The organism is Hankyongella ginsenosidimutans (assembly GCF_005144965.1).
Classification (GTDB): Bacteria; Pseudomonadota; Alphaproteobacteria; order Sphingomonadales; family Sphingomonadaceae; genus Hankyongella; species Hankyongella ginsenosidimutans.
Genome location: NZ_CP039704.1, coordinates 1136747 through 1161313, shown reverse-complemented (window position 1 = coordinate 1161313; position 24567 = coordinate 1136747). Strand labels below are relative to the sequence as shown.

Below are 24567 nucleotides of genomic sequence, written 5' to 3'. Positions count from 1 at the left end.
AACGATCCAACCTCGCGGCCGCCGCGCGCCGCCCAGCCTCCCAGGCCGTGCTGTGGGCGATTCGCCCCCGTAATTACAGCGTGCCCGCCAGTATCGTGCCAAGGCGCGCAATAATGCTGCATTGCAGAAATTTGGCACGGTTCCTGCGACGCGCAAGTTTGTCCGGAATTCCGGGCAAGGGAGACAGCGGTCAGGAGATTGCGGGGATGAAACTCATCATGGCCATCATCAAGCCATTCAAGCTTGATGAGGTCCGCGACGCACTGAGCCAGATTGGCGTCCAGGGTATGACCGTCACAGAGGTCAAGGGCTTTGGAAGGCAAAAGGCCAGACAGAAATATACCGCGGCGCGGAATACACTGTGAACATGGTACCGAAGATCAAGATCGAGGTGGTCTGCGGTACCGATCTGGCCAGCCGGGTGGTCGAGACCATCCAGCAGGTCGCCAACACCGGATCGGTCGGAGACGGCAAGATATTCGTGATCGACGTCACGCACGCGACGCGGATCAGAACCGGCGAACAAAACGAACTCGCCTTGTAGGATGGGGGTGAAGACGATGCTGAAAACTGGACTAACCTGGGCGCGGCGCAGCGCGCTTGCCCTCGCGTCTGTGCCGTTGATGAGCGGCCTGGCGCTGGCGCAAGATGCGCCGACCTTCAACAATGGCGACATCACCTGGATGATGGTGTCGACCCTGCTGGTGCTCATGATGGCCGTGCCGGGGCTCGCCCTGTTCTATGGCGGCCTCGTGCGCTCGAAGAACATGCTGTCCGTTCTGACCCAGGTTCTGGCGATCGTCTGTCTGGTCGCGGTCATCTGGATCCTGTTCGGCTACTCGCTGGCCTTCACCTATGCGGGCAACCCCTTCATCGGCGGCTTCGGCAAGGCGCTGCTGGCGGGCATAGACCTGAATACGCCTGCCGCCACCTTCTCCAATGGCGTGTACATTCCGGAATTTGTGTTCATCTGCTTCCAGATGACTTTCGCCTGCATCACGGCGGCGCTGATTGTCGGCGCCTTCGCAGAGCGGATGAAATTCGCGGCGCTCATGGTCTTCGTCGCGCTCTGGGTGGTCGTGGTCTATTTCCCGATCGCGCATATGGTCTGGTACTGGAACGGCCCGGACGCGATCGCGGATGCTGCGCGCAAGGGGCGGACGCACTCGCTGCATCGAACGGCGAAGCTGGCCTGCTGTTCCAGTGGGGGCGCTGGACTTTGCCGGTGGCACCGTCGTGCACATCAACGCCGGGATCGCCGGCCTGGTCGGCTGCTTGATGATCGGCAAGCGCGTCGGCTACGGCAAGGAGATCATGGCCCCGCACTCCTGACCTTGACCATGGTCGGCGCTGCGCTGCTGTGGGTGGGCTGGTTCGGCTTCAACGCCGGCTCCAACCTTGAAGCCAATTCGGTGGCGGGCCTCGCCTTCATCAACACCTTCGTGGCGACCGCCGGCGCTGGTCTCGCGTGGATGCTCATCGAGTGGGCGGTCAAGGGCAAACCCTCGCTGCTGGGCCTGGCGTCCGGCGTGGTGGCGGGTCTCGTGGCGGTAACGCCGGCCTCCGGCTGGGGCGGCCCGATCGGGTGCCTCGTGCTTGGCGCTGTTGCATCGGCTGCGTGCTACTTCTTCTGCACGACGGTCAAGAACAAGCTGGGCTACGACGACTCCTCGATGTGTTCGGCGTCCACTGCATCGGCGGTATCGTCGGCGCCATCGCGACCGGCATCCTGGTCAACCCGGCGCTCGGCGGGGCCGGTATTCCGGATTATGCGACGGAACCCGGCAAGCTGCTGGTTGCCGCCTATGACGGCGCCTTCCAGGTGACCGCCCAGATCAAGGCGGTGCTGCTGACGATCGTCTGGTCTGGTGTCGGCTCGGCCATCCTCTACTTCATCGTCGACAAGGTGATCGGCCTGCGGGTGAGCGTGGAGAAAGAGCGCGAGGGCCTCGACCTCGCGGAGCATGGCGAACGCGCCTACCACAGCTGAATCAGGTCTCAGGTCCTGGCGGACGGGGCGGGGGATTTTTCCCCGCCCTTGTTTTTGTACGGCTGCAGCGATTACACTTTGGTGACTCTTGTCATTCATATTTTGCGGTGCAACACTATCGTGACGTTCGGGAATGTCTGCCCGGCCATTGTAATTTGGGTTGTGGAGCCCGCGGATGAAACTCATCATGGCCATCATCAAGCCGTTCAAGCTTGAGGAAGTCCGGGAAGCGCTGATGTCCGCCGGCGTCAGCGGCATGACCATTACGGAAGTGAAGGGCTACGGCCGGCAAAAGGCCAGACCGAAATCTACCGCGGCGCGGAATATGATGTGGCGATGCTGCCCAAGCTCAAGATCGAAATCGCAGCCTCGGACGACCAATGCCCACGCATCGTCGAGGCGATCCAGATGGCCGCCAACACAGGCAGCATCGGCGACGGCAAGATTTTCGTGCTGGACATCGAAAGCGCCCTGCGCGTGCGCACCGGCGAAAGCGATGAAATGGCGCTCTCCTAGACTCGATTGCATTTAGATTGAAGCATAGCCTGAGCGTCTGAGGTAGTTTGCGCATTCGTGTGGCGGGAAGGCATCGAGGAGCGCTCCGATTCGCCGCCATGTGGCTTCGACGGATCGCTCTGCGGCCTTTCTCATGAGTAGCTTGAGCTTTGCGAACACCTGTTCGATGGGGTTGAGGTCGGGTGAGTAGGGCGGCAGGAACAGCAGTTTGGCACCGGCGGCGCGGATGGCTTTGCGGATGGCGGGGCCTTTGTGGCTGCCCAGATTGTCCATAATAACGATGTCGCCGGGTGCCAGTGTTGGCACCAGGAACTGCTCGACATAGGCATTGAAGCTTGTCCTGTTGATCGGACCATCGAACACGCAGGGTGCATCGATACGGTCATGGCGCAGTGCGGCCAGGAAGGTCAGCGTCTTCCAATGACCGAACGGCGTTCTGGCCACCAGCTTGTGGCCGCGCGGTGCCCAGCCCTGATCGGCGTCATGTTCGTCTTGGCCCAGGTCTCGTCGATGAACACCAGGCGGCGCGGATCAAGCCGGCCCTGATACTTCTTCCACTGCGCCCGCCGGCGCGCGATCGCCGGCCGGTTCTGCTCGATGGCGAACAGCGTTTTTGAAGCGCAGTCCCTGTGACCGCACCAGCCGCCATATCGTCACCGGGTGCACAACCACGCCAAGCGCCGCCAGCTCGGCCGCCAGCGCCGGCATCGTCAGATCAGGCACCGCTGCCAGACGCGCGATCAGGAACGCACGATGCGGTTCCAACAATGACTTGCGACGGCCGCCCATCGGCCGCGCCGCCGCCGACCCCGTCACCCGGTGACGCTGTGACCACTTCACGACGCTGGCAACGCTCACACCGAACAGGCTGGCCACTTCCGGCAAGGCCGGCCCGACCCAACCGCTGCAACAACACGTTCCCGAAGATCGTTCGAATAGGGCCTCGCCATATCATGCTGACCTCCAACCCAGCACTCAGGGTGAATCAGAAATCAGACGACTTGGGAATCCCAAATCGATTCAGTCACAACGCAATCAAGTCTAGACCTTGATCGTTTCAGATTGAATCAATCTGAAACGATCAAGGTCTAAATTGTTGACAAGAGCCTGATGACTTTAGGTTGACCCACACGCCATCGCGCGGTTGCACACGCGCCGCTCACCCTGAGCTGGATGAAGGGCTGAGCGGCTCGTAGTTCGTCCAGGCTCACCACGAGCGGATTTTTCAAACTGAGACACGACTATTGTTTCTCGTGTCGTTTTCAGAATCGAAGTTCGCTTGATCGCCCGATATCATGGTGTAGCGAACTTCGATTCCACGACACGAGGAGATTGAAGCACTGCCGTCATCGCGAGGCGACAGGGTGGCGCTACGCCAGCGTATCGGTGCTGCTGATGACCTGGAAACCGCCCCAGATCAGGCGCTTGCCGTCGAACGGCATGTCCTCGGTCGACTGCATGCGCGGGTCTTCCATGATCTTCTTGTTGCCGGCGTCGCGGGCTTCCTTCGACGGCCAGATGACCCAGGAGAACACCACGCCTTCATGCTCTTCGGCCTGCACGGCGCGATAGAAGTCGGTCAGCTTGCCGTGGGGTACGTCGTCGCTGAAGCACTCGACCACCTGCAGCGCGCCATGGTCCTTCCAGACCTGCGCCACTTCGGCGGCCTTCTGCGCATACTCGTCGCGCTTGTCCTTCGGCACCGGCACGACAAACCCATCGACGTAAGCCATGATTCCCCTGACCCTGATTGATTCCCGCCTTCAGTATACAGGCGTCTGGCCCGAAGGCGAAAGCCGGAATCCCGGGGTATCATCGGCGCAAAATACGGCTCAGCGGCTCTGCGGTTTGTCGTCGCTTTGTTTGGGCGGCACGGAGAAGCGGCCGGTGACGCGGATCGCCGGGGTATTGCCGCGCGGCGGCGCGCCGTCCAGCGTCGCGGTGCCGGAGGTGAGGTTCACCTGCAGGCGCTGGCCGTTCAGCACGTCTTGCCGGCGTTGAAGCTGCACGTCCCCGGTCATGGTGACGGTGCGTTCCTCCACATCGTAGACGCCGTTGCGCGCCCGCGCCTTGTCGGTCGGGGAAATGAGCCGGACGTTGCCGCTGGCGTCCAGCCGCTGGATCGTCGGGTCGCCGTCGCCGACCTGCTGGTAGTAGACGCGCATTTCGTCCGCGGTCAGGGTGAGGTCGCCCTGGACGACCTTCACGCTGCCGCTGAACACGGCGATCTTCTCCTTGTCGCGGACCTCGATGCGCTCTGCGTCGACATCGAGCGGCGCTTCGGTGTCGTGGTTTTCAGGCTGGAAAACCCTGCGCTGCAGTCGGCGACGCGGACAGCAGCAGCAAGGCGCTTGCAAGCGGTGCGAGCAGACCGCGCTCGATCATCGTCCAGACCCTCTTTGGCTCCGCGCCGGCGTGATGTGCAGGCGGGCACGCCCCGTCAGCACCAGTTTCTCGGCCGGCAAGTCAAGCGTGAACTGCTGTGCGGAGAAACGCCCCAGCGGGCCGCTGCCCTGAATGCCGTTGTTTCCCGCCACCCGCTGCGCATCAACCTGCGCGACCGCGTCGCGCGCCGCGACCTTATACCCTTTCGGCGCGTCGAACGCTACGCCGCCGCCGGTGCGCAATTCCCTGCTCTCGAGGTTGTAGACCCCGGAGGCGGCGCGGATTTCCGCTGGGCCATCCGCCAGGGTCATGCGGGCGGCGATGGTCGTCAGTTCGACGTCCGGGGACGCGGAGGTGCGCTGGCGCGCACGGGCAGCCCGCAGCTCGAACGGCCGGCCCTTGCTGTCGAAGCCGCGGTAGCGCGGGCTTTCCATCAGCATGCGGTCGGGGCTCGCGGCGCCTGATCCTGGACAGCAGGAAGGAGAGTTCCTTGGGGTTGATGAGCGGATAGGCGATGATGGCAAGCAGCAGCGCCACCGCCGCCGTCGGCAGGGCTTCGCGCATGATCGCGACGAAGCGGTCGAAGCCGGAACTGCCGACCGCGCCGGTCTCCCGCTCGTTCATGCGCGCCCCACCCTCGACCCTCAGCTATGCGCGAAGATATCGACCTCGGGCCAGCCGAGCAGATCGAGCGCTGCGCGGGTTGGCAGGAAGTCGAAGCAGGATTGCGCGAGCGCCGTGCGGTTTTCGCGCGCCAGGCGCTCGTCGAGCACCGCCTTGATCTGGTGCAGGTAGCGCACGTCGGAGGCCGCGTATTCCTTCTGGGCATCGCTCAGGGTTTCGCTGCCCCAGTCCGAGGATTGCTGCTGCTTGAGAGATCGACGCCGATCGTCTCCTTCGCGAGGTCCTTCAGGCCGTGCCGGTCCGTGTAGGTGCGCACCAGCTTGGAGGCGATCTTGGTGCAGTAGATCGGGCGCACGTCGACGCCGAGATACTGCTTCAGCACAGCGACGTCGAAGCGGGCGAAGTGGAAGATCTTCACACGCGCCGGGTCCGCGAGGAGGCGCACCAGGTTCGGCGCGGCGTAGGCGCCGGCGCGAAAACGCACCAGATGTTCGTCGCCCTTGCCGTCGGAGAGCTGGACGACGCACAACCGGTCGCGCAGCGGGTTCAGGCCGAGGGTTTCGGTGTCGACGGCAAGCGCGCCGGGCGCGAACACGTCGCCGGGCAGATCGCCTTCATGAAGATGCACTGTCATTGTGAACGCATAGACGCGCGCACCCCGGTTTGACAAGGCGCGCCCGCGCCGCCAAGCAGGCTGGAAAAACGGGAGATCGATCCATGATACGAAAGTCGCCGCAGGCGGTGCAGATCGTCGAAGTCGGCCCCGGGATGGCCTGCAGAACGAAAAGACCCTGGTCTCGACGGAAGACAAGCTGGCGTTGATCGCCGGGCTGATCGACATGGGCGCGCGGCGCATCGAGGTCGCCAGCTTCGTCCATCCGGGCAAGGTGCCGCAGATGGCGGACGCGGAAGCGGTGGTGAGCGGACTGCCGGACCGGCGTGACCTGTCCTACATCGGGCTGTGCCTCAACCAGCGCGGCGTCGTGCGGGCGCTGGCCACGCGGGACGGCAACAAGCGCGGCGTCGACGAGATCGGCTGCGTCATGGTGGCCAGCGACGGCTTCGGCCAGCGCAACCAGGGACAGACGGCGGACGAGGCGCTGGCCGAGACGGCGAACATGGTCCGGCTGTGCCATCAGGAGGGATCGTCGCGCAGGTGACGATCTCGACCAGCTTCGGCTGCCCGTTCGACGGCGAAGTCGCGCCCGAGCGGGTGATCGACCTCGCCTGCCGGATTGCCGAGGCCGAGCCGGCGGAAATCGCCGTCGCCGACACCATCGGCGTGGCAGTGCCGGGCCAGGTGCGTGATCTGGTCGGGGCGCTGCGCGACACGCTGCCGGCCAGCATCCGCCTGCGCGCGCATTTCCACGACACCCGCAACACCGGCGTCGCCAACGCCTGGGCCGCGCTTGAGGCCGGGGCGGACGTGCTCGACTCGAGTCTGGGCGGGCTGGGGGCTGTCCGTTCGCGCCGGGGCGACCGGCAATGTCGCAACCGAGGATCTTGTGTACATGCTGGAGCGGTCCGGCGTCGCCACCGGCATCGATCTCGACAAGACGATCGCGCTCAACCGCTGGTTCGCCGGCGTCATGGCGCGGCCGCTGCCGAGCGGCGTGGCGCGCGCGGGCGGCTATGCCGCTGGCATCGGGCCGAGGGTATACTGATGGCGCGCGAGGATTTCCGGTTTTTCTTTCCGTGGCGGGTGCGCTACGCCGAGATCGATGCGCAGGCGATCGTGTTTTTCCGCGTTACCTGCAGTACGCAAACATCGGCTGGATGGAGTATTGGCGCAAGCTCGGCATCCCGATCGAGCCGGCGCGCGATGCACCCGTGTTCAACATCGTGCGCACGACTGTCGATTACCGCAAGACGATGCGACTGGACGAAGGCATCGACATCTGGGTCCGCTGCAGCCGGATCGGCCGCACCAGCATGACCACGGTGTTCGAGTTGCACGGTGCCGGCCTCGACGATCTGCGCGCGGACATCGAGCTGACATCGGTGCATCTGGACGTGGTCGGCGGCCGGCCCGCGACGCTGCCGGAACCCATCGTTTCCGCGCTGGAGGCTTTTGAAAACCGCCGCCTGCGCGGAGTATCCGTTTTTGATTGCCTCACCAAAAGTGATACAATCAAAAACGGGAAGGGTCTAGGGTCTGTTCGGTTGCGGCGGAAAGCATGCGAGCTTCAACCGATGGCGTGAATCAGGCCCTTTTCAATGAATGAGGCCATGATTCACGTTTCAGATCAGTTCAATCTGAAACGAAGTAGTGCCTCAGTTTGAAACTATGCCGCTGGCATCGGGCCGAGGGTCGCATAGGGGAGCGAGCGGATGTCGAGCCTTTCAAGCGCAATCGTCGTTGCCGGCGGCTCGGCACGCGCATGGGTGGCGACAAACCGGGCCGCATGCTGATGGGGAGACGCTGCTGAGCCGCGCACTGCGGTGGGCGCACAGCCAAAGCGCATGCCTGGCCGTGGCCGGGGCGACGCGGAGATGGGGCCGGACTGCCCGCGTCTTGCGGATGCCATCCCGGGCTTGGGCCGATTGGCGCCTGACGAGCGCGATGGCGTTCGCATCGGCGCGTGGCTGCGCCGCCGTGCTGCTGGCTGGCTGCGACCTGCCGTTTCTGCCGCCGGATCTGCTGCTCCGGCTCACGCGGGGTATCGGCGACAGCAAGGTCGCCGTGCCGGTGAGCCGCGGTCGTTGGCACGTCATGGCGGCGTTGTGGCGCGCCGACCCCGGAAGCCTCGCGGCGTATATCGCGGCCGGCGGGCGCTCGCTGCACGGGTTTGCGGAGCGTCAGCAGATGATTTGCGTCGATTGGGACACAGGCGGAGAAGACCCGTTTTTCAACGTCAATACGGCGGACGACCTGCAGCTGGCGGAAGCGCGCATCCGCGATCAGCGCTGAGGGAGCGATCAGGCCATTGCCATTCGGGGGCTTTTCCTTTCCTATCCCTGAGACGCTGAAACGCGGGTGCGCTTCGGCTCTGTTGCACCAGCCATGGCGGAGAGGCGGGAGAAGCCATGCGCATCGCAGTCATCGACGATAGCGCGGCGCGCGCGCAGGTGATCGCAGCCGGCCTGCACGAGGCAGGACTGCAGGATGTGCACGTTTTTCTCGAACGCCACGGCGTCGCTGCGAAGCTGGAGGTGACCGCGCCGGACGTGGTGCTCATCAATCTTGAGAATCCGAGCCGCGATGTGCTGGAGGAGAGCTTTGCGCTGTCGCGTGTGCTGGCGCGGCCGATCGCGATGTTCGTCGACCAGTCGGATGAGCAGGCGATCGCCGAGGCGGTCGATGCCGGGATTTCCGCCTATGTCGTCGATGGATTGCGCAAAGACCGGATCAAGCCGATCCTCGACCTCGCCGTGCGCCGGTTTCATGCGTTCGCCAAGCTGCAGGCGGAACTCAACGAGGCGCGCGGTCAGATCGCTGAGCGCCGGACGATCGATCAGGCGAAGCTGCTGCTGATGCGGCGGCGCGGGCTGGACGAACCGGCGGCCTACAAGTTGTTGCGCAGCCACGCCATGCGCAGCAATCGCCGGATCGTCGAGGTGGCGGAAGCGTTGTTGGTTGCGGAGAACCTGCTGGGGAAGCGCTATGAGCCTCGATGTCGTGCGCATCGGATTTCTGCCGCTCGTGGATGCCGGTTTGCCGATCCTGGCGCGCGAACTCGGCTTTGCCGAGGCCGAGGGCCTTGACCTGCAGCTGATCCGCGACATGAGCTGGGCGACCGTGCGGGACCGGCTGCTTTACGGCCACACCCAGGCAGCGCACCTGATTGCGCCGTTGGCGCTGGCGAGCAGCCTTGGCCTTGATCGCCCGGCGGTACCGCTCGGCGTGCCGTTCGTGCTGGGGTTGAACGGCAACGCGGTGACTGTCTCGATGACGCTGGCGCGTGAATTGAGGTTGGGCGTCCGGCTGGGCGATCCGGCCGAGGTCGGACGCAGGCTGGTCGAAATCGCCAAGGCGCGCGGGCCGGGCAGGACGCTGCGATTCGGGGTGGTGCATCGCTTTTCAAGCCACAACTACATGCTGCAATACTGGCTGCGCGGCAGCGGGCGGACATGAGCCGGGACTTCGAGATCGTCACCATTCCGCCCCCTTCGCAGCGGATGCGCTCGCTGCCGGTGAAATCGACGGTGTCTGCGTGGGCGAACCCTGGAACAGCGTCGCAGTTGCGCGCGGCGTCGGCGCGATCGTCACCGTCACCTCGCGGATATGGCGCCGCGGCGTGGAGAAGGTGCTGGCGATGCGGACGTCAGTCCTGGATGAAGAGCAGGAGCTGGCACATCGGTTGGTCCGCTCGCTGTACGAGGCCGGCAAGGCCTTCATCGACAGCGGCAATCTCTTCACGAACGCGGCCATTCTTGCGCGTGCGGAATATCTGGATGGCGATGCCGCCTTGATTGCCCGCGCCATGTCCGACCGCATAGCGCTGGCCAGCGGGCGGGACCCGCAGCATCTCCCTGACTTCATGTTCCAGCATCGGGAGGCGGCAAACTATCCCTGGGTCAGCCAGGCGGCGTGGCTGTATAGCCAGATGGTGCTGTGCGGGCACACGCAATACAGCCCGGAAGGGTATAGCACCGCCTGCGGCGTGTTCCGGCCGGATCTCTATCGCGCCGCACTTTACGGCAGCGACGCCGCCCTGCCCGGTGCGAACGCCAAGCTGGAGGGCAGCCTGGACCAAGACATGGGGGTCGGCACCATCCAGGGCCGCCTGATTCTCGGGCCGGACCGTTTCTTCGATCATCGCAGTTTCGACCCTGACACCATCGAGGCCTACCTGGTGCAGGGTAGTTACGCTGCGCTGCAAAAATGCTTGCAAAACGCCGCAAGAGAGGGCAGCCTAAATCTCGGAAGCAGTGAAGCTTCCCGTTTCGCCGCGCACCCAACGATGGGTGCAGAGCGGTGACAAAATCTCGAACAACAGGCGACGGTGCCGTACAATCCTTGGGTTTGTGCGGTTTTTACGTGCTTTTCCTACAGAGGGAGCGAGCGATGGACGATACTGTCATTGGGTCGGGCAAGCTGGCGCGCCGGCGTGAATTTCTCCGGCTGGCCGGCGGCGCAACCGCGACGGCGGCGCTGATCGGTGCCGTCAAAGCGGCTTTTCCCGCAGGTGCACACGCCGCCGGCGCAGGTGCGGAGACCAAGACCGCGAAGCTTGGCTATATTGCATTGACCGATGCGTCCCCCTCATCATCGCCAGGAAAAGGGCTTCTTCGCGAAGTACGGCTTGCCGGGTGTCGAGGTGCTGAAACAGGCGTCCTGGGCCGCGACGCGCGACAATCTCGAACTGGGGTCGGGCGGCGGCGGCATCGATGGCGCCCATATCCTGACACCGATGCCCTATTTCATGACGCTGGGCACCGTCACCAAGAACAATGTGCCGGTGCCGATGCATATCCTCGCGCGGCTCAACACCAATGGCCAGGGCATATCGGTCGAAAAGGAATATCTCAGCGCCAAGGTTCAGCTCGACGCCGGCAAGATGCGCGGCATCATCGAGTCGCGCAAGGCCAAGGGCAACAAGATCGCCATGGCCATGACCTTCCCGGCGGCACCCACGATCTCTGGCTGCGCTACTGGCTGGCCGCCGGCGGCATCGACCCCAATCGCGATGTCGAGGTCATCACGGTTCCGCCGCCTCAGATGGTCGCCAACATGAAAGTGGAAACCATGGAGGCGTTCTGCGTCGGCGAGCCGTGGAATGACCAGCTGGTGGCGCAGAAGGTCGGCTACACCGCTGTCTCCACTGGCCAATTGTGGCTCAACCACCCGGAAAGAGCCTGGGCCTGCGCGCCGACTGGGTCGCGAAGCATCCCCGCGCCGCGCAGGCGCTCACCGCCGCCGTGATCGAAGCCCAGCAATGGTGTGAAGCCAACAAGGAAGAGATGGCGCAAATCGTCTCGGGTCGCGACTGGTTCAAGGTGCCGGTGACCGACATCGTCGACCGCATCAAGGGCGACTTCACCATGGGCGACGGCCGCGCCTACAAGAATGCGGATTTCGCCATGAAGTTCTGGCGCGACAGCGCGTCCTATCCCTTCCAGAGCCACGACCTCTGGTTCATCACCGAGAACAAGCGCTGGGGCTATCTCAAGCAGAGCATCGATGCTGCAGCGGTCATCAAGAAGGTGAACCGCGAGGATATCTGGCGCAGCGCAGCAAAGCTGGCCGGGGTGCCGGCCGCCCAGATCCCGAAGGGCACCTCGCGCGGCGTCGAGAAATTCTTCGACGGCAAGGTCTTCGACCCCGCAAAGCCGGATGCCTATCTCGCATCGCTCGCCATCAAGAAGACGGCCTGACCCCGGACCCCAGGAGAATCGCCATGACGGTCACTCCCTTCAAACTGCACCGCAACACCGAAGAGCAGACTGTGAACGAGAACCCGTCCACACCCGGCATTGAGCGCGAGGCTCTGGTGACATTTGCCGCCACGCCCCCGCACCCACCGTGGCCAGCGAGCCGGCGCGCCCGCTCTGGCTCGAACGGCTGGCTGGCCTCGCCGAGACGGTGGTGCCGCCGCTGGTGGTGGCGCTGGCTCTGCTGGCGGTGTGGGAGATCGGCATGTCCGGTCCCGAGGCCGGACTGCCGACGCCCTCCAAAGTGGTCAGTGAAAGCTGGGAGCTGATTTCCCGCCCGTTCATGTCCGGCTCGGGGCGGATCAGGGGCTGGCCTGGCAGCTGCTCGCCAGTCTGGAGCGGGTGTTCTACGGCTATTCGCTGGCGGCGATCGTCGGTGTCCTGCTTGGCATCCTGCTCGGCCAGAGTCTGTTCGCCTTCCGGGCCCTCGACCCGCTGTTCCAGGTGCTGCGCACGGTGCCGCCGCTCGCCTGGCTGCCGATTTCGCTGGCGACCCTGAAACAGGCCGAGCCGTCTGCGGTATTCGTGATCTTCATCACCGCCATTTGGCCGATCATCCTCAACACCGCGGTCGGCGTGCGCAACATTCCCCAGCAGTACCGCAACGTCGCACGGGTGCTGCAGCTCAACGGCTGGGAGTTCTTCATCAAGATCATGCTGCCGGCCAGCGTGCCGTTCATGTTCACCGGCCTGCGCATCGGCGTCGGCATGTCCTGGCTCGCCATCGTGGCGGCGGAGATGCTGGTCGGCGGCACCGGCATCGGCTTCTTCCTGTGGGATTCGTGGAACAGCTCGCTGCTCTCCGACATGATCGTCGCGCTTGCCGCCATCGGCCTCATCGGCTTCGCCCTCGACCGCCTGCTCGCCGCCCTCGGAGCGTTGGTGCAGCGCGGCGCCTGACCCCTTCCTTCAGCATAAGGACCAACCTCCATGAAACAGCGCGCCTATCTTTGTGCGGAGCAGGTCGGGGTCGCGTTCCCGACCAAGAAGGGGCCCTTTGTCGCCCTGCAGAATGTCAGCGTGAACATCCACGAGGGCGAATACATCTCGATCATCGGCCACTCCGGCTGCGGCAAGTCTACGCTGCTCAACGTGGTCGCCGGCCTGCAGAAGGCGAGCGTTGGGGTCGTGTTCCTGAACGGGGAGCCGATTGCAGCACCCGCGCCGATCGTGCGGTGGTGTTCCAGGATCATTCGCTGCTGCCGTGGCTGACGGTCGCCGCCAATGTGCAGCTTGCGGTCGACAAGGTGTTCGGCACCACCATGAGCAAGGCCGAGCGCGTGGATTGGGTGATGGAGAACCTGAAGCTGGTGCGCATGGACCATGCGCGGGACAAGCGGCCCGCAGAGATTTCCGGCGGGATGAAACAACGGGTCGGGATCGCGCGCGCGCTCGCCGTGAAGCCCAAGGTGCTACTGATGGACGAGCCGTTCGGCGCACTCGACGCCCTGACTCGCGCCAGCCTGCAGGACATCGTGATGGATATCCATGCGCGGCTGAAGACGACCGTGCTGATGGTGACGCACGATGTCGATGAGGCCGTCCTGCTCTCGGACCGCATCATCATGATGACCAACGGACCGGCCGCGACCATCGGCGAAATTCTGAAGGTCGGCCTTGCGCGGCCGCGCGCGCGCCTGGCGCTGGCTGAGACGCCCGAGTTCTTTGCGCTGCGCTCGGAAGTGCTGCGCTTCCTCTACGAACGCCACAGCCTGCCCGCGCAGGCGGCATAACCGCATCCACAGGGGGACGACCGACCGGCGCTTCATGATCGCAACACGGGGACAAGAATGAAACGCGCCTTTCACGACATGCCTGGCTGCTGCGCCGCTGGCGACAGCACAGGCCGACGATTTCAGCATCAAGCCGCTGCTTGACGCCCGCCTGCGCTACGAGCGCAGCAACCAGGAGGGTGTCGCGCGTGACGCGCACGCCGTTACGCTGCGCGCCCGTTTCGGTGCCGAAGCGAAGTACAAATGGATTTCCGCGCTTGTCGAGGGCGGGGACGGTCGCGCCGCTGGAGAAATATTTCAGCGGCGTCAACGGCAAGGCCGATCGGCCGATCATCGCCGATCCCGAGAACATCGAGCTCAACCGCGCGCAAGTCCAGATCACGGCGCTGCCGAAGACGGCGATCACGCTCGGGCGCCAGCGCATCAACCTCGATGATCAGCGCTTCGTTGGCTCGGTCGGCTGGCGGCAGAACGAACAGACGTTCGATTCAGCACGGATCGAGTGGAGCGGCGTCGAGAACCTGAAGGTCGACCTGACCTACGCCTGGAACGTGCGCACCATCTGGGGCATCGACGGCCGGGATGGGCGTCCGCAAGGCATCGACGGCGACAATGTGTTCGCGAACATCTCCTACAAGACGCCCTTCGGGACGCTGACCGGCTTCGCCTACGTCGTCGATGCGGAAAACGCCGCCGTCGTGCGCAACGCCAGCAAAACCTTCGGCGCGCGCTTTGTCGGGGCGTATCCGGTCGCCAAGGCGTTCAAGCTGAACTACGCGGCGAGCTACGCCAGCCAGACCGACTCCGGCCGCAATCCGAACGACTACCAGGCGGATTATTACCTGGTCGAAGGCGGGGCCGACATCGGCGCCTTCAAGCTCGGCGCCGGCTACGAGGTGCTGGGGCGGACAATGGGGTCGCGCAGACCAGCTTCCAGACGCCGCTCGCCACCCTGCACAAGTTTCAGGGGACAGCGGACGTTTTCCTGGTCACGCCGCCCAACGGCATCCGTGATGTCTACGGCTCGGCGGGCTATGGCTGGAAACAGGCAGGCCCTTTCGCCAACCTGAGCCTGAACGCCACGTACCACAACTTCCGCAGCGACCGCGCCGACCAAAGATACGGCGACGAGCTTGATCTGCAAGCAACCGCCAAGATCGGCAAATTCGGGCTGCTTGCCAAGTACGCGACCTACGACGGCGCAGCGCTGGCACCGACGCCGGCGCTGCAACGCGATCTGCGCAAGCTGTGGTTCTCCATTGAATATCAACTCTAACCCCATCCGCTGGAGCAAGGGCATGATCCGGGAAAAACTTGTCGTCGTCGGCAACGGAATGGCTGGATGCCGGGCAGTCGAGGAAATCCTCGCGCGCGAACCCAGCAAATTCCACATCGTGATTTTCGGGGCGGAACCGCGCGTCAACTACAACCGGATCATGCTCTCGCCCCTGCTGGCCGGGGAAAAATCCTTCGAGGACATCGTCATCAACGGCCACGACTGGTACGCGGACAACGGCATTGATCTGATCGTCGGCGATCCGGTCGTCAGCATCGACCGGGTGGCCAAGACGATCACCGCCCGCTCCGGCCGGGTTGAGGCTTATGACAAGCTGCTGCTTGCGACAGGGTCCGATCCGTTCATCATTCCGGTGCCCGGCAAGGACCTGCCCGGCGTCGTCACGTTCCGGGACATGGACGACGTCGGCGCGATGCTGGAGGCCGCCAACCGCGGTGGCGACGCCGTGGTCATCGGCGGCGGCCTGCTCGGGCTGGAAGCGGCGCACGGCCTGACCCGGCGCGGCATGAAGGTCACCGTGCTGCATATCATGCCGACGCTGATGGAGCGCCAGCTCGATGAGTCCGCCGGCTGGCTGCTGAAGCAGGCGCTGGAGGCGCGGGGTCAGAGCATCCTCACCCAGGCCGATACCGCCGAGATTTACGGCGACGGCCGCGTCCAGGGCGTGCGGCTGAAGGACGGCCGGGAAATTCCGGCGAGCCTGGTGGTGATGGCGGTCGGGATCCGCCCCAACACGGCGCTCGCCAGGGCGGCGGACCTTGCGGTTGGGCGCGGCGTCCACGTCGATGACCATATGGTGACGTCGGACGCGGATATCCTGGCGGTCGGCGAATGCGTTGAGCACGCTGGGCTCTGTTACGGCCTGGTCGCGCCGCTGTGGGAGATGTGCCGCGCGCTTGCCGATGGCCTGGTCGCCAGCCCGAGCGGCTATCAGGGTTCGGTCACGTCGACAAAGCTCAAGGTCTCCGGGATCGATGTGTTTTCGGCCGGAGATTTCTCCGGCGGCGAGGGACGGAGGATATCGTTCTGCGCGACGCCGCCCGCGGAGTCTACAAGCGCGTGATCATCAGGGACAGCCGGCTGGTCGGCGCCGTGCTTTACGGCGACACCACGGACGGCGCCTGGTATTTCGACCTGCTGAGGCGGCAGGAAGACATCGCGCCGATCCGCGAAGCGCTCATTTTCGGCCAGGCTTTCGCCGCAGGTGGAGGCGCATCGGCAAACCCTCTTGATGCCGTTGCAGCACTGCCGATGGATGCGGAAATCTGCGGCTGCAACGGCGTCTCCAAGGCCAAGGTGCTGGCCTGTATTTCCGGCGGTGCCCACACGCTCGACGCCGTGCGCGCCGGCTGCAAGGCGTCGGCCTCCTGCGGATCGTGCACCGGGCTGGTCGAGAACCTGCTCGCCCTCAGCATGGGCGCCGACTACCAGGGCGAGCGCGCCAACGCGCCGATGTGCAAATGCACCAGCTTCACCCACGAGGATGTCCGCGCGGCGATCCTCGAGAAAAGCTGAAAGAAATCCCGCAGGTGATGCAGGCGCTGTCCTGGTCGACGCCGGACGGCTGCCATTCCTGCCGCCCCGCGCTCAACTACTACCTGCTGTGCGCCTGGCCCGCCGAACACAAGGAAGATCCGCAGAGCCGCTTCGTCAACGAGCGCATGCACGCCAACATCCAGAAGGATGGCACCTATTCGGTGGTGCCGCGCATGTGGGGCGGGGTGACGACGCCTGCCGAACTGCGCGCCATCGCCGACGCCGCTGAGAAGTTCGGTGCGCGCATGGTCAAGGTGACCGGCGGCCAGCGCATCGACATCTTTGGCATCCGCAAGGAGGACCTGCCGGGAATCTGGGCCGACCTCAATGCCGCCGGCATGGTCTCCGGCCACGCCTACGGCAAGGCGCTGCGCACCGTGAAGACCTGCGTCGGCTCAGAATGGTGCCGCTTCGGCACCCAGGACTCGACGGGCCTCGGCATCCGGATCGAGCAGATGACCTGGGGCAGCTGGATGCCGCACAAGTTCAAGATCGCGGTCTCCGGCTGCCCGCGCAACTGCGCGGAAGCCACCATCAAGGACTTCGGCGTGATCTGCGTCGACAGCGGCTATGAGCTGCACATCGGTGGCAACGGCGGCATCCACCTGCGCGGCACCGACCTGCTGTGCAAGGTGGCGACCGCGGAAGAGGCGCTCGAATATTGCGCCGCCTTCATCCAGCTCTACCGCGAGGAAGCGCGCTATCTGGACCGCACCGCGCCGTGGGTCGAACGTGTCGGCCTCGCCTATGTGAAGCAGCGCGTCGTCGAGGACGCTGACGGCCGGCGCGCGCTGGCTGCCCGCTTCGCCTTTGCGCAGCAGTTCCTGCAGAAAGACCCTGGGCGGAGCGGGTGGCGGGCGCGGAACGCTACCTGCACCGGCATATCGCTGAAATCCGGCCTTTCGCCATCGTCGGAGCCGCCCAATGAACGCCATCACGCCGGAGTTTTCCCTCGCAAGGACATCCATGACGCCTTGTGGCTGGACATCGGCCCGGTCGAGCAGTTGCCGGCGCTCGGCGCGCGGACATTGCCGGTTGCCGGCGGCAGGGAGATCGCGATTTTCCGCACCGCGACCGGCGAGGTCTATGCCCTCATCAACGAGTGCCCGCACCGCAAAGGCCCTTTGAGCGAAGGGATCGTCCACGACACGACGGTCACCTGCCCGCTGCACAACTGGCGGATTTCCTCAAGACCGGGCTGGCGCAGGGTGAAGACAGCGGCTGCGTGCCGGTGATCCCGGTCAAGATCGATAATGGGCGCATCTTCCTCTCCGGGCCGAGGCCCTGCAGGGCTGGCGTGAGCGCGTCCGGCGCAATGACCCCGCTGGCGTGCGGTGCCGTCCGCACCACCTGCCCCTATTGCGGCGTCGGCTGTGGCGTGCGCGCAGAACCGACCGGCGCGCGTGAGGCCCTGATCCGGGGTGACGCCGACCACCCAGCCAACCGCGGCAGACTTTGCTCCAAGGGCACGCATTTGGGCGAGACCATCGGGCTTGAGGGCCGGCTGCTGCGTCCCGTGGTCCATGGCCGCGAGGCCAGCTGGGACGAGGCGACCCGGGCAGTCGCGCAGGGCATCACCCGCACCATCGCCGAGCACGGACCGGAAAGCGTGGCCTTCTACATCTCGGGGCAACTGCTGACCGAGGATTATTACGTCGCGAACAAGCTGATGAAGGGCTACATCGGCACGGCAAATATCGACACCAATTCCCGCCTGTGCATGGCGAGCGCGGTCGCCGCCCATTGCCGCGCCTTCGGAGAGGACGTGGTGCCCTGCACCTACGACGACCTGGAGGCGGCGGACCTCATCCTGCTGGTCGGCTCCAACACCGCCTGGTGCCACCCGATCGTCTGGCAGCGAATCGAGGCGGGCGCGCTGCGCGTGGCACCAAGCTGGTGGTCATCGATCCGCGCCGGACCGAGACCGCCGCCGCCGCCGACCTGCACCTTGCGGTGCGCCCGAACGGCGACGCCGCGCTGTTCAACGGGCTGTTGGCCCAGTTGGCGGCGCGGGGCCTGCTGGATCACGCATATCTGCGCGCCCATGTGGAGGCACCGGCAGGCTTCTGGGATGCGCTTGAGGCCGACCCGCGCGAACCGCCGCCGAAAGCGGGGTCGCCGAAGCTGATTTCCTGGCACTGGTCGACTTGCTGGCGCGCCACCCGCGCACGCTCACCCTGTTCAGCCAGGGGTCAACCAGTCCGTTGGCGGCACCGACAAAGGCAACGCCATCATCAACCTGCACCTGGCGACCGGGCGCATCGGCAAGCCCGGCACAGGGCCATTCAGCATCACGGGCCAGCCAAACGCCATGGGCGGCCGCGAGGTCGGCGGGCTGTCCTCGATGCTGGCGGCGCACATGGGGTTCACGCCAGCGGAGCAAGACCGCGCCCGGCGCTTCTGGAACTCCCCGACGATCTGCGCCGGCCCTGGCCTCAAGGCGGTCGACATGTTCCGCGCGGTGCACGACGGGCGCATCAAGATGCTGTGGATCATGGCGACCAACCCCGCCGTCTCGATGCCGGATGCGGGTTTCGTGCGGGAGGCGCTGGCGCGCTGTCCGCTCGTCGTGGTGTCGGACGCGATCGCCGGCACCGACACCACAGCCTATGCACACGTGCTGCTGCCGGCGTTGGCCTGGGGCGAAAAGGACGGCACAGTCACCAACAGCGAGCGGCGGATCAGCCGCCAGCGACCGTTCCTTCCCCTCCCGACGAAGCGCGCGCCGACTGGCGTATTGTCTGCGACGTCGCCCGGGCGATGGGGCATGGTGGCTTCGATTTTGCCAGCCCCGCTGCTGTGTTTCGCGAATACGCCGCGCAGACCGCTTTCGAGAATGACGGTGCGCGCAGGCTCGATCTCGGGCCGTGGGCGACACTCAGCGATGCGGACTATGACGCGCTGGCGCCAGTGCTGTGGAGCACGGCGCACCCCTTCGCCGATGGTCGCTACAGCACGCCCGATCGGCGTGCGCGTCTGGTTGCCGTTGCATCGCCGCCGGCCGCCGACGTTCCGGGCTTTCCGTTGCGGCTCAATACCGGGCGCTACCGCGACCAGTGGCACACCATGACCCGCACGGGACTATCGCCAAGGCTGTGCCAGCATCGCCGCGAACCGCTGGTCGAGGTGCACCCGGACGACGCCAGGCGCTTCGGCTTGGCCGATGGCGGATTGGCGCACGTGCGCAGCCCCGCGGCGCGTCCGTATTCCGGGTTCAGGTGACGGATACGCAGCAGCGCGGCGCGCTTTTCGCGCCGATGCACTGGAGCGACCAGTTCAGCGCCGGCGGGCGCACCGGGCGGCTGCCAGACCAGTCCGTCGATCCCGTCTCCGGGCAGCCGGGCTTCAAGGACAGCGCGGCCGCGATTCGGCCGTATCCCGCCGCGTGGCAGGGCTTCCTGGTGTGCCGCGACCTGCCGGTGGCTATGCCGCAGGGCTACTGGACGCGCATCCGGGTCGCCGGGGCTGGCTGATCGAGCTGGCCGGGCAGGAGGTGCCGGACGTCGATACCCTGCTGCCGCCCGGCGCGCGGCTGGAAGCGCTTGACCGGGCGCGCGGCGCGGGCCGCTATGCGGTGCTCGATCATGATCGCGGCCTGATCGCCGCCCTGTTCCTGACGTGCGGCGGCCGCTTGCCGGATCGCGGCTGGCTGGTCGCGCAACTGCAAGACAATACCGCCTCCGGCCTCGAGGTGCTGGCCGGCCGGCCCGCCCTGCAGCCGCCGGATTGCGGCGCAATTGTCTGCGCCTGCTTCGACGTGGGGTGAAGACCATCCTTACCGCCATCACCGAGCAGCACCTGACAAGCGTTGAGGCGATCGGCACCGCCCTCAAAGCCGGCACGAACTGTGGCAGTTGCCGTTCGGCGATTCGCGCGCTGCTGCCGGAGGAGCGGCGGGTGGCCCATGGTTGAGTTTGCGCCCGGGACCGTCTGGCTGATCGGCGCCGGCCCCGGCGATCCCGACTTGCTGACCCGCAAGGCCGAGCGTCTGATCGGCGCGGCGGACGTGGTGTTCGTCGATGCGCTGGTGGGGAAGGGGTGCGCGCGCTCATCCCGTCCCGTGCGGAACAAGTCTTTGTCGGCAAGCGCTCCGGTCGTCACAGCAAGAGCCAGGAAAGCATCAATGCGCTGCTGCAGGCGGCGGCGCTGGACGGTAAGCGGGTGGCGCGCCTCAAGGGCGGCGACCCGTCCGTATTCGGGCGCTCGGCGGAGGAGATGGCGGCGCTCAGGGCCGTCGGCGTGCCCGTATTCGTCTGTCCCGGCGTGACGGCGGCGTCCGCGGCGGCCGCGAGCCTCGGCGTCTCCCTCACGGCGCGCGGCACCGCAAATCGGCTGCAGTTCGTGACGGCGCACGCCCGCGCGGACGCTTCGCTCGACCTCGACTGGACAGCGCTTGCCGACCCGCAGGCGACGCTCGCGATCTATATGGGGAAAGCAGCTGCGCCCGCTGTGCGTGCGGCCTTGATGGCGCATGGCCTTTCCGGCGCGACGCCGGTCGCCGTGGTCGAGAACGCCAGCCTGCCCGACGAACGGCGGCTTTCGACCCGGCTCGATCTCCTGCCGCTTGCGGTTCGTGCGCTCGGCGACGGACCCGCCGTCATCCTCGTCGGCGCCGCTGTCGCGCCGCTGCCCTGCGCTCATACGGAAGTGGGCGCAGGCTTGATCGGCTGCGGTATTTCGCGCCGGCCAATGGCGCCAGTCTGGCCCCGTGCAAAAGACTCAGCAAGTTTTTGAGAAAAGCCTGTTTCACGCCATCGGCTGCAGCATTCATGCTTTCCGCCTCAACCGATCAAGGTCTAGATAAGAGACTCTCGCACTATCCCGAGGATCTTGCCATGAAATATCTGCACACCATGGTCCGCGTGACCGATATCGATGCGTCGCTGCGGTTTTACTGCGATGGTCTAGGCCTCAAGGAGCTGCGCCGGATCGAGAACGAGCAGGGGCGCTTCACGCTCGTGTTCCTTGCCGCACCCGGCGACGAGTCGGCGCAGGTGGAACTCACCTACAACTGGGACCCGGAAGCCTATGGCGGTGGCCGCAATTTCGGCCACCTCGCCTATGAGGTCGACGACATCTACGCGACCTGCCAGCATCTGATGGACCAGGGCATCACCATCAACCGCCCGCCGCGCTGCGGCCGCATGGCCTTCGTGCGCTCGCCGGACGGCATTTCCATCGAACTGCTGAACAAGGGCGGCGCACAGGCCCCGGCTGAACCCTGGGCCTCGATGCCGAACGTCGGCAGCTGGTGATGGCGCTGGAGATCGTAAGAATTCCGGTGCTGGCGGACAATTACGTCTGGCTGGCACACGAGTCGCGAACCGGCGCGACCGCCGTGGTCGACCCGGCAGTCGCCGAGCCGGTGCTGGCGGCGGCAGGCGCGCGCGGCTGGCGGATCACCACGATCCTCAACACGCACTGGCACGGCGACCATGTCGGCGGCAACCGCGCCATCCAGGACGCCACCGGCTGCACGATCGTCGGCCCGGCGGGCGAGGCGGCGAAAATTCCCGGCATTGCGCGCGCGGTTGCCGAGGGCGACACCGTGGCGCTCGGCGAGGAGATTGGCCGGGTGCTCGACGTTCCAGGCCATACCGCGGGGCATATCGCCTACCACTTTGCAGAGGCCGGCGTGCTGTTCTGCGGCGATACGTTGTTCGCCATGGGCTGCGGCCGGCTGTTCGAGGGGACGCCCGCGCAGATGCACGCCTCGCTCGGCAAACTGGCCGCCCTGCCACCGGAGACCGCCGTTTACTGCGCGCATGAATATACGCTCGGCAACGGCCGGTTCGCGCTCAGCGCCGAGCCGGACAACCCGGCGCTGGTCGCCCGCATGATTGAGGTCGAGGCGGCGCGCGCCGAGGGCCTGCCGACCGTGCCGACCACGATTGCGCTGGAGCGCGCGACCAACCCGTTCCTGCGCGCGCGATCAGTTGAGGAATTCGCCACTCGACGAGCCGCCAAAGACCGGTTCTAATTCACCTTCTGATACTCGGTGCGAAAGGTCGGTGGATGACGAAGCGTGGCATGATGGTCCTGGCGACGGTTTTGATGTGCTTTGCATCGGCGTCGCACGCACAGAGGCCGCCGATCCACCGCGGCGAGGGTCCGCCACCGCCCATCGAGCGCCCGCAGCCGGCCCGATCAGCCGCCTCCCAGCCCGCACAAGGGGCAGGGTGATCGCTACTCCGGCGCGCCCTGGGCCAGCCGTTCCGCGGTCATCGCCCGCAACGGCGTCGCCGCGACCTCGCAGCCGCTGGCGACCCAGATCGCCATCGACATCCTGAAGGCCGGCGGCTCCGCCGTGGATGCCGCCATCGCCGCCAACGCCGCATTGGGCCTGATGGAGCCAACCGGCAGCGGCATCGGCGGCGACCTGTTCGCGATCGTCTGGGACCCGAAGACCCAGAAAATCTACGGCCTCAATGCCTCCGGTCGCGCGCCGCGCGGGCAGACGCTCGAGCAGCTGCAGGCCCGGGCGAAGGCGCTGACGCTGGTCGGCGACGACAAGGGCATTCCGGACTGGGGCAGCCTCAGCGTCACCGTGCCCGGCGCGGTCGATGGCTGGTTCACGCTCCATGGCCGGTTCGGCCGGCTGCCGATGAAGGACATTCTGGCACCCGCCATCGACTATGCGGACAACGGGTTTCCGGTCACGGAACTGATTTCGAAATACTGGGCCAGCAACATGCTGCTGTTCGAGCGGCTGCACCGGGCCGGCATCGTCGAGGAAATCGAGAACGCGCGCGCCGTCTATGCTCCGGCGGGCCGGACCCCGGCCGAGGGCGAACTGTTCCGCAACCCGGCACTGGCCGAGACATACCGCGAGATCGCCAGCGGCGGGCGGGACGCCTTCTACAAGGGGCGCATCGCCGCTGTCATCGACGGCTATTTCAGGCGCATCAAGGGGCCGCTGACCAAGGCGGACTTCGAAGCGCAGCGCTCGGAATGGGTCGATCCGGTCTCGGTCAACTATCGCGGCTACGATGTCTTCGAGTTGCCGCCCAACGGCCAGGGCATCGCTGCGCTGCAGATGCTGAACATTCTCGAAGGCTTCGACCTGAAAGCCATGAGCCCGGCGGACCGTCTGCACGCCATGATCGAGGCCAAGAAACTGGCGTTCGAAGACCGGGCGCGCTTCTATGCCGACCCGGCGTTCGTGAAAGCGCCGCTGGATAAGCTGCTCTCCAAGGACTACGGCAACGCCCAGCGCCAGCGCATCGACATGGGCAAGGCTGCGCTGGAAATCCCGTCCGATCCCGCGGTGCTCGCGACCGGCGACACCATCTATCTGACCGTCGCCGACAAGGACGGCATGATGGTCAGCCTCATCCAGTCGAACTATCGCGGCATGGGGTCGGGCCTTGCACCCGGCGACGAGAAGGGCAAGCCGCTCGGCTTCATGTTCCAGGACCGCGGCGCGCAGTTCGCCCTCGATCCCGGGCACGCCAATGCCTATGCGCCCGGCAAGCGGCCATTCCACACCATCATCCCCGCCTTTGTGCTGAAAGATGGCCAGCCCTGGCTCAGCTTCGGCGTCATGGGCGGCGCCATGCAGCCGCAGGGGCATGTGCAGATTCTGGTGAACATGATCGACCTTGGCATGGGTGTGCAGCAGGCCGGCGACGCCGCACGCTTCCACCACGACGGCTCGACCGAACCCACGGCCGAGGGGCGCATGACCGACGGCGGCCGGCTGGAGGTCGAGTCCGGCATCGACGCTGCGACCATCGACGCATTGAAGCGGCGCGGGCACAAGCTGTTCGTCCGCACAGGCCCCTATGGCGGCTATCAGGCGATCCAGTGGGACGGCACGTTCGGTGTCTACCGGGCGGCCTCCGAATTCCGCAAGGACGGGCAGGCGCAGGGCTATTGAGAGACCTGTGTGCGGAAGCAAAATCCTCCCCTTTGGGGAGGTGTCCGTCCGAAAGACGGACGGTGGGGCAAGAAAACCCAAAATGCCAGGTATCTGTCTCCCTCCCCACCCTGGCGGGTGGTCCCCTCCCCGATGGGGAGGAAGAACAGTTTGATGCCCGCTGCTCAGCCTAAACACTTTTAAGGCTGTCGCGGGTATCACCATCGAAAATCCTGTTTTGGCGATGGTGTCC

15 protein-coding genes and 13 pseudogenes are annotated in these 24567 nt (G+C 65.6%); 23 read left to right on the top strand and 5 right to left on the bottom strand.

What is annotated here, in order from left to right:
- Positions 1-206: 206 nt before the first annotated feature.
- From E6W36_RS06685 to E6W36_RS06675, 3 pseudogenes are all read left to right on the top strand, one after another.
- Positions 207-544, top strand: a pseudogene (locus tag E6W36_RS06685) (P-II family nitrogen regulator).
- Between the two features lie 16 nt (positions 545-560).
- A pseudogene (locus tag E6W36_RS23135) lies at positions 561-1990 on the top strand (ammonium transporter).
- Between the two features lie 175 nt (positions 1991-2165).
- Positions 2166-2506 (top strand): annotated as a pseudogene (locus tag E6W36_RS06675) (P-II family nitrogen regulator).
- Positions 2507-2518: 12 nt separating this feature from the next.
- Here E6W36_RS06675 and E6W36_RS06670 read toward each other — a convergent pair.
- The 5 genes and pseudogenes from E6W36_RS06670 to E6W36_RS06650 form a co-directional block, all read right to left on the bottom strand.
- Positions 2519-3456, bottom strand: a pseudogene (locus E6W36_RS06670) (IS630 family transposase).
- A gap of 420 nt (positions 3457-3876) precedes the next feature.
- Complete coding sequence (locus E6W36_RS06665) at positions 3877-4239, bottom strand: DUF1428 domain-containing protein (protein WP_222874136.1); 363 nt, start codon at positions 4237-4239, stop codon at positions 3877-3879.
- Positions 4240-4338: 99 nt separating this feature from the next.
- Positions 4339-4863, bottom strand: coding sequence for a lipopolysaccharide transport periplasmic protein LptA (gene lptA / locus E6W36_RS06660; RefSeq protein ID WP_222874135.1), 525 nt, complete (start codon positions 4861-4863; stop codon positions 4339-4341).
- Between the two features lie 24 nt (positions 4864-4887).
- Positions 4888-5331 carry a hypothetical protein gene (locus tag E6W36_RS06655; protein WP_222874134.1) on the bottom strand — a complete coding sequence of 148 codons (444 nt, stop codon included), beginning with the start codon at positions 5329-5331 and terminating at the stop codon, positions 4888-4890.
- Between the two features lie 204 nt (positions 5332-5535).
- A pseudogene (locus E6W36_RS06650) lies at positions 5536-6149 on the bottom strand (ribonuclease D).
- 184 nt (positions 6150-6333) lie between these two features.
- Here E6W36_RS06650 and E6W36_RS21885 point away from each other — a divergent pair.
- The 20 genes and pseudogenes from E6W36_RS21885 (at position 6334) to ggt (ending at position 24335) form a co-directional block, all read left to right on the top strand.
- Positions 6334-6675, top strand: a complete 342-nt coding sequence (locus E6W36_RS21885; protein WP_342776819.1) for a beta/alpha barrel domain-containing protein — start codon at positions 6334-6336, stop codon at positions 6673-6675.
- Positions 6645-6914: pseudogene (locus tag E6W36_RS21880) on the top strand (hydroxymethylglutaryl-CoA lyase); the annotation flags it as partial. The gene E6W36_RS21885 and the pseudogene E6W36_RS21880, both read left to right, overlap by 31 nt.
- 86 nt (positions 6915-7000) lie before the next feature.
- Positions 7001-7717, top strand: a complete 717-nt coding sequence (locus E6W36_RS21875; protein WP_342776852.1) for an acyl-CoA thioesterase — start codon at positions 7001-7003, stop codon at positions 7715-7717.
- An 85-nt stretch (positions 7718-7802) separates the two neighbouring features.
- Positions 7803-8426: an NTP transferase domain-containing protein gene (locus E6W36_RS06635; protein ID WP_246048202.1), complete on the top strand. Its 624-nt coding sequence runs from the start codon at positions 7803-7805 to the stop codon at positions 8424-8426.
- Positions 8427-8542: 116 nt separating this feature from the next.
- Positions 8543-9112, top strand: a pseudogene (locus E6W36_RS06630) (ANTAR domain-containing response regulator); the annotation flags it as partial.
- A 58-nt stretch (positions 9113-9170) separates the two neighbouring features.
- Positions 9171-9590: an ABC transporter substrate-binding protein gene (locus tag E6W36_RS20500; protein WP_281277478.1), complete on the top strand. Its 420-nt coding sequence runs from the start codon at positions 9171-9173 to the stop codon at positions 9588-9590.
- 79 nt (positions 9591-9669) lie between these two features.
- A complete protein-coding gene (locus tag E6W36_RS20495; RefSeq protein ID WP_281277477.1) occupies positions 9670-10437 on the top strand; it encodes an ABC transporter substrate-binding protein in 768 nt (255 codons plus the stop codon).
- Positions 10438-10710: 273 nt separating this feature from the next.
- Positions 10711-11193, top strand: coding sequence for an ABC transporter substrate-binding protein (locus E6W36_RS18320; protein WP_425459713.1), 483 nt, complete (start codon positions 10711-10713; stop codon positions 11191-11193).
- Positions 11103-11374, top strand: a pseudogene (locus E6W36_RS23130) (ABC transporter substrate-binding protein); the annotation flags it as partial. The gene E6W36_RS18320 and the pseudogene E6W36_RS23130, both read left to right, overlap by 91 nt.
- 3 nt (positions 11375-11377) lie before the next feature.
- Positions 11378-11833, top strand: a complete 456-nt coding sequence (locus tag E6W36_RS18305; RefSeq protein ID WP_246048436.1) for a substrate-binding domain-containing protein — start codon at positions 11378-11380, stop codon at positions 11831-11833.
- Positions 11834-12148: 315 nt separating this feature from the next.
- Positions 12149-12790: a nitrate ABC transporter permease gene (gene ntrB, locus E6W36_RS06615; protein WP_342776851.1), complete on the top strand. Its 642-nt coding sequence runs from the start codon at positions 12149-12151 to the stop codon at positions 12788-12790.
- Positions 12791-12820: 30 nt separating this feature from the next.
- Positions 12821-13623, top strand: a pseudogene (locus tag E6W36_RS06610) (ABC transporter ATP-binding protein).
- A 257-nt stretch (positions 13624-13880) separates the two neighbouring features.
- Positions 13881-14693, top strand: a complete 813-nt coding sequence (locus tag E6W36_RS06605) for an alginate export family protein (protein ID WP_246048201.1) — start codon at positions 13881-13883, stop codon at positions 14691-14693.
- Between the two features lie 228 nt (positions 14694-14921).
- Positions 14922-17384 (top strand): annotated as a pseudogene (gene nirB, locus E6W36_RS06600) (nitrite reductase large subunit NirB).
- 46 nt (positions 17385-17430) lie between these two features.
- A pseudogene (gene nirD / locus E6W36_RS06595) lies at positions 17431-17726 on the top strand (nitrite reductase small subunit NirD); the annotation flags it as partial.
- Positions 17727-17771: 45 nt separating this feature from the next.
- A pseudogene (locus E6W36_RS06590) lies at positions 17772-20368 on the top strand (molybdopterin-dependent oxidoreductase).
- Positions 20361-21190: pseudogene (cobA, locus tag E6W36_RS06585) on the top strand (uroporphyrinogen-III C-methyltransferase). Before E6W36_RS06590 ends, cobA begins: the two co-directional pseudogenes overlap by 8 nt.
- A gap of 101 nt (positions 21191-21291) precedes the next feature.
- Positions 21292-21711, top strand: a complete 420-nt coding sequence (locus tag E6W36_RS06580) for a VOC family protein (RefSeq protein ID WP_222874131.1) — start codon at positions 21292-21294, stop codon at positions 21709-21711.
- Positions 21711-22436 carry a hydroxyacylglutathione hydrolase gene (gene gloB / locus E6W36_RS06575; protein WP_222874421.1) on the top strand — a complete coding sequence of 242 codons (726 nt, stop codon included), beginning with the start codon at positions 21711-21713 and terminating at the stop codon, positions 22434-22436. The genes E6W36_RS06580 and gloB overlap by 1 nt, the downstream gene beginning before the upstream one ends.
- 81 nt (positions 22437-22517) lie before the next feature.
- Complete coding sequence (ggt, locus tag E6W36_RS06570) at positions 22518-24335, top strand: gamma-glutamyltransferase (protein ID WP_222874130.1); 1818 nt, start codon at positions 22518-22520, stop codon at positions 24333-24335.
- Positions 24336-24567: the final 232 nt, after the last annotated feature.